At 70.6% G+C, this 4,681-nt stretch carries 5 protein-coding genes and 1 pseudogene; 1 reads left to right on the top strand and 5 read right to left on the bottom strand.

Features of this window, described 5'->3' with window-relative positions; genetic code table 11:
• Positions 1-249: 249 nt before the first annotated feature.
• From KUTG_RS27340 to KUTG_RS27330, 3 genes are all read right to left on the bottom strand, one after another.
• On the bottom strand, positions 250-699 hold the full coding sequence (locus tag KUTG_RS27340) for a MarR family winged helix-turn-helix transcriptional regulator (RefSeq protein WP_043720752.1): 450 nt from the start codon (positions 697-699) through the stop codon (positions 250-252).
• Positions 699-1,148 (bottom strand): MarR family winged helix-turn-helix transcriptional regulator, encoded by a 450-nt coding sequence (locus KUTG_RS27335; protein ID WP_043730810.1) that lies wholly within the window; start codon positions 1,146-1,148, stop codon positions 699-701. Before KUTG_RS27335 ends, KUTG_RS27340 begins: the two co-directional genes overlap by 1 nt.
• Before the next feature lie 64 nt (positions 1,149-1,212).
• Complete coding sequence (locus KUTG_RS27330; RefSeq protein ID WP_043730808.1) at positions 1,213-1,956, bottom strand: pyridoxamine 5'-phosphate oxidase family protein; 744 nt, start codon at positions 1,954-1,956, stop codon at positions 1,213-1,215.
• A 302-nt stretch (positions 1,957-2,258) separates the two neighbouring features.
• On the opposite strand from KUTG_RS27330, the gene KUTG_RS27325 reads away from it, so the two are divergent.
• On the top strand, positions 2,259-3,362 hold the full coding sequence (locus tag KUTG_RS27325) for an FAD-binding oxidoreductase (protein WP_043720750.1): 1,104 nt from the start codon (positions 2,259-2,261) through the stop codon (positions 3,360-3,362).
• Between the two features lie 46 nt (positions 3,363-3,408).
• On the opposite strand, the gene KUTG_RS27320 is transcribed toward KUTG_RS27325, so the two are convergent.
• Positions 3,409-3,837 (bottom strand): heat shock protein transcriptional repressor HspR, encoded by a 429-nt coding sequence (locus KUTG_RS27320; protein ID WP_043720747.1) that lies wholly within the window; start codon positions 3,835-3,837, stop codon positions 3,409-3,411.
• Positions 3,837-4,681 (bottom strand): annotated as a pseudogene (locus KUTG_RS27315) (DnaJ C-terminal domain-containing protein); the annotation flags it as partial. The gene KUTG_RS27320 and the pseudogene KUTG_RS27315, both read right to left, overlap by 1 nt.

Raw genomic sequence — 4,681 nt, 5'->3', positions numbered from 1 at the left:
CGGGTTGAACTCGTTCATCTCCCACCTTCGGGCGAGACGTCGGGACACCAGCTTCAACGTCAGAAAAGTTGAGTCTGTTCCGCTCAAGTACGAGCATACCGGAGTGAGCCGGCTCACCCAACGCTGTCACGGCTGGTCAGCGCCCGCTTCCGGGCTTTCACCCACATGCGCGTCAGGGTTGTCCCCAGCGCCCGGCCGGTTGTCCACAATCCCCAGGTGACGATCCACAGGACTGCGCCGTCCGGGTGGTCACGCTTCCAGGGACGTCCGCAGCGAGGCGATCAGCTCGCGCAGCACGCCGTTGGCCGCCGCCAGGCGCCCGTCGTCCCACTCCGCGAACGCGGCCCGGATCAGCTCGGCCTGCTTCTGCTTCCAGCCGGCCAGCACCTCCCGCCCCCGCTCGGTCGGGCTGATCAGTGCCACCCGGCCGTCGCTGGGCGACGGCCTGCGCTCGACCAGGCCGACCTTCTCCAGCTGGGCGATCTGCCGGCTGACCACGGACGTGTCCACCACCCGGTGCTCGGCCAGGTCGGACACCCGGACCTCGCCGCGGGCCACCACGTCGGCCAGCAGCGCGCCGGCCGCCGGGTGCAGCCCGAACTCGTCGTTCCAGAACCGCGTCCGGGCCGCGTTCTGGATCTGGTTGAGCATCCGCAGCTGGCGGATCAGCTCCAGCGCCTCGTCGACCGACGGACCCATCACAGCACCTCGTTCAACCGATCGAGCAGGGTGGAGAACGTGTGCATGTCCTCGCTGGACCAGTGCGAGAGCCGCTCCCGCAACAGCTTGCGGCGGTCGCTGCGCACGGCGCTGAGCCGGTCGTGGCCGGTCGCGGTCAGCTGCACGATGCGGGCCCGGCCGTCGGCGCTGTCCACGGCCCGCTCCAGCAGGCCGAGCTCCTCCAGCCGGGCGATCTGCCGGCTCACCGTGGACTTGTCCAGTCCGGTGCGCTCCACGATCTCGGCGGCGCGCACCGGGCCGGTCTCGTACAGGTGCACGAGCAGGGCGTAGGAGGCGGTGTCCAACCCGGGGTGGACGGCCGCGGCGACCTGGAGGGAGAAGCTGCGGGCCCGGCCGAACAGCACCGAGAGGGCCCGCTCCACGGCCTGGGCTGCCTCCCGGCGGTCAGCCTGATCGTGCTCGTCCACCCTGTGGTCCTCCATCCGCGTCACACGAACGTCAAACCGTAGTGGTCGGGGTGTCCGATCCCCGCTAGCGGGCCGCCGTTCTGGCCGATCGGACGCCGAAGTAGTCCCCGCCCTTGCGGCGACCGTCATCGGTGCCCCAGTCCCGGGTGCGATCGACCGGGACCAGCCTCGGGATGTGCTTGCGGCAGTGAATGTAGGCCTCGACCACCTCCAGCACCACCCACCGCTCGGGCGTGCGGCCGCGGTCGAACTCGGTCGGCAGGTCGGGGTGCACGGCGCGCAGCTCGGCGTCGTCCACGATCCGGGCCCGGCCGTTGACGTGCAGGCCGATCAGGTCGGTGGCGAAGTCGACCATCAACATCGCCACGTGGGCGTTCTCGCTGATGTTGCCGAGGCTGGCCATGACGCCGTTGCCGCGGTACTCGGGATAGGCCAGCCAGCGCTCGCCGAGGACCTGCACGAAGCCGGCCGGGCCGGCGCGGAAGGACACGTCGCACTCGCCGGCCGCGTCCGAGGTGCCGATGAAGGCCATGTCCATGCGTGTAACGAAAGCGCGCATCTCGTCGTTGAGATGGTCGAGGACCTGATCGCGGTAGAAGCGGTTGGCCCGGTCGACGGTGCCGAAGGCTCTTTGCAGCAGGTGCTCGCCTCGGGACCCGGGTAAGCCGGCGGCGTCGGGCATCGCGCCCAGCGGATCGTCGGGGTGCAGGGTGATGTCGGTCACCGCGGGGGACGGCGCATCCGACAGCTCCAGTTGGAGCAGCTCGGGCCCGGCGGTACCGGTCGGAGCAAGGTGGACGGGGGTCACGGTGATCCACCGTGTCATGTCGACCGCGCTCTGCACACCCCCGGACCATTCTTCGCCCGTTCGTGGGAAGGTCTGTCAACGGTTAGTTACCCCAGTCCACTCGAACGTGGCATCAAGTCCCACAAGGACCCGATGTCGAGTTAGGGTCCACCCTGTCGGGGGACGGATGCTTGACCACGGGGCGCCTTGCCAGGTGCCCCTGACTACGTGGAGACTGCGCCCGGACCATGACAGCCAACGCCGTGTTGAATCCCTTGCCTTCGACCAACCCTCAACGCGAACCGCCACCAGGTGTCACCGCGATGGTGCGGATGATTCGCGAGAGCTTCGCGGTCGTCGAGCCGTGCGCCGAGGAAGTGGCGAAGTTCTTCTACGGGATGCTGTTCAGCCTCGCGCCGACCACCCGTGACATGTTCCCCGTGAACATGTCGGTCCAGCGAAGCCGCCTCCTGCGCGCCCTGGTGCACGTGGTGCAGATGGTCGACCGCCCCGACGACCTGATCCCCTTCCTGCGCCAGCTCGGACGTGACCACCGCAAGTTCGGCGTGGTCTCCAGCCACTACGAGGCCGTCGGCACCGCCCTGCTCGCCGCGATCAAGAAGTTCGCCGGCAAGGCATGGACGCCGCAGGTCGAGCGGGCCTGGGCCGAGGCCTACACGATCATGGCCCGGTCCATGCAGGAGGCCGCGGCCGCCGACGAGGGCCCCGCCTTCTGGCCGGCCACTGTCGTCGAGCACAAGCGCCTGAGCTGGGGTCTGGCCATGGTGCGGGTGCAGCCCGACTACCCGGTGCCCTACCAGCCCGGCCAGTACGTCAGCGTCGAGACGCCGCAGCGGCCACGGCTGTGGCGCTACTACAGCCCGGCCAACGCGCCCCGCGAGGACGGCACCGTCGAGTTCCACATCCGCGCGGTCAACAGCGGCTGGGTGAGCCGCTCGATCGTGGCCCACACGCAGGTCGGCGACCAGTGGCGGCTCGGTGCCCCGATGGGCCGGCTCACCGTGGATCGCGAGAGCGAGCGGGACATCCTGATGGTCGCCGGCGGCACCGGCGTCTCCCCGATGCGAGCGATCCTGGACAACCTGGCCCAGTGGGGCGAGAACCCCCGCGTCCACCTGTTCGTCGGCGGCCGCACCCGCGAGGACCTGTACGACCTGGAGAACCTCCAGCGCATCGCCCAGAGCAACCCGTGGCTGACCGTGGTGCCGGTGGTCGAGTCCGAGCCGGGCCTGCAGGGCTACGAGCACGGGTCGCTGGCCGACGTGGTCACCCGCTACGGCTCGTGGTCGGACCGCGAGGTCCTGGTCTGCGGCTCCCCGGCCATGATCCGCGCGACGGTCTCGCGGATGCTGGTGGCCGGCACCCCGCTCGACCACATCCGCTACGACCCGTTCACTTTGGACTGATGCTGAAAAAAGGGGGGGCCGGCCGGCCCCCCTTTTTCGTGCCCGACTACTGCTTGGGCTTCCAGACGACGATCTGCTGCTGATGGCGGATGGGGACCAGGTCCCGCCGGTAGGAGGCGTGCACGGCGGCCGCCGCCTGCTCGGCCGCCACGTGTGCTGCGGCCAACTCCTCCAGCACCTCGGTCAGCCGGGCCTTGAGCGCGTCCACCTGGTTCTCCAGGTCGATGATGCGCTTGATGCCGGCGAGGTTGACGCCCTCCTCCTGGGACAGCCGCTGCACCTCACGCAGCAGCGAGATGTCCCGCGCGGAGTAGCGCCGCCCGCCGCCGCTGGCCCGGCCCGGCGACACCAGGCCGAGCCGGTCGTAGCTGCGCAGCGTCTGGGCGTGCAGCCCGGACAGCTGAGCCGCCACCGAGATCACGAACACCGGCGTGTCCTCGTTGGTGCCCGGCGGGAACGAGAACGGGTTGCCCATCATGCGTCACCCTTTCCGAGCAGCGCGTCCAACTCCGCCCGCGGGTCGTGGTCGGCGGTGGCCTCGGCGTACGCCTTCAGCGCCTCCTCGGCCTTGCCCTCCAACCGCGACGGGACCGCGACCTGGAGCGTCACCAGCAGGTCTCCCTTGCGGCCGTCCCTGCGCTCGATGCCCTTGCCGCGCACCCGCAGGATGCGGCCACTGGCCGTGCCCGGGTGCACCTTCACGTTGACCGTCGAGTCCAGCGTCGGCACCGTCAGTGTGGTGCCGAGCGCCAGCTCGGGGAAGGTCACCGGGACCGTCACCGTGAGATCGTCACCGGAACGTCCGAACACCGCGTGCGGCGCCACGTGGACCCGGACGAACAGGTCGCCGTTGGGGCCGCCGTTGCGCCCGGGCTCGCCCTGGGCGGCCAGCCGGATCCGCTGACCGTCGTCGACACCGGCCGGAATCCGCATGGTGAGCGTGCGCACCTTGGTGCTCACGCCCTCGCCGGCGCACTCCGGACACGGGTCGTCGATGATCTTGCCGGTGCCCCGGCAGTCGCGGCACGGCTCGCTGAACGCGAACGCGCCCTGGCTCCGGCTGACCAGCCCGGCGCCCTTGCAGGTCGGACAGGTGCGCGGCGTGGTGCCCGGCCTCGCGCCGGAGCCGCCGCAGGTTCCGCAGGCCGCCGGACTGGACAGCCGCAGCGGCACCGTCGCGCCCTTGACCGCCTCCACGAAGTCGATCCGCACGTCGGTCTCGACGTCGTCGCCTTTGCTGGGCCCGCGTCGCCGACGCCGCCCCGCCCCGGCCACCACGGCCGAACAGGCCGCCCAGCAGGTCGCCGATGCCGCCCTGG

Origin of the sequence: Kutzneria sp. 744 (genome assembly GCF_000568255.1) — a bacterium.
In the GTDB taxonomy this organism is placed as follows: Bacteria; Actinomycetota; Actinomycetes; order Mycobacteriales; family Pseudonocardiaceae; genus Kutzneria.
Note: the sequence above shows the minus strand (reverse complement) of the source record. Positions and strands in the feature narration are given on the sequence as shown.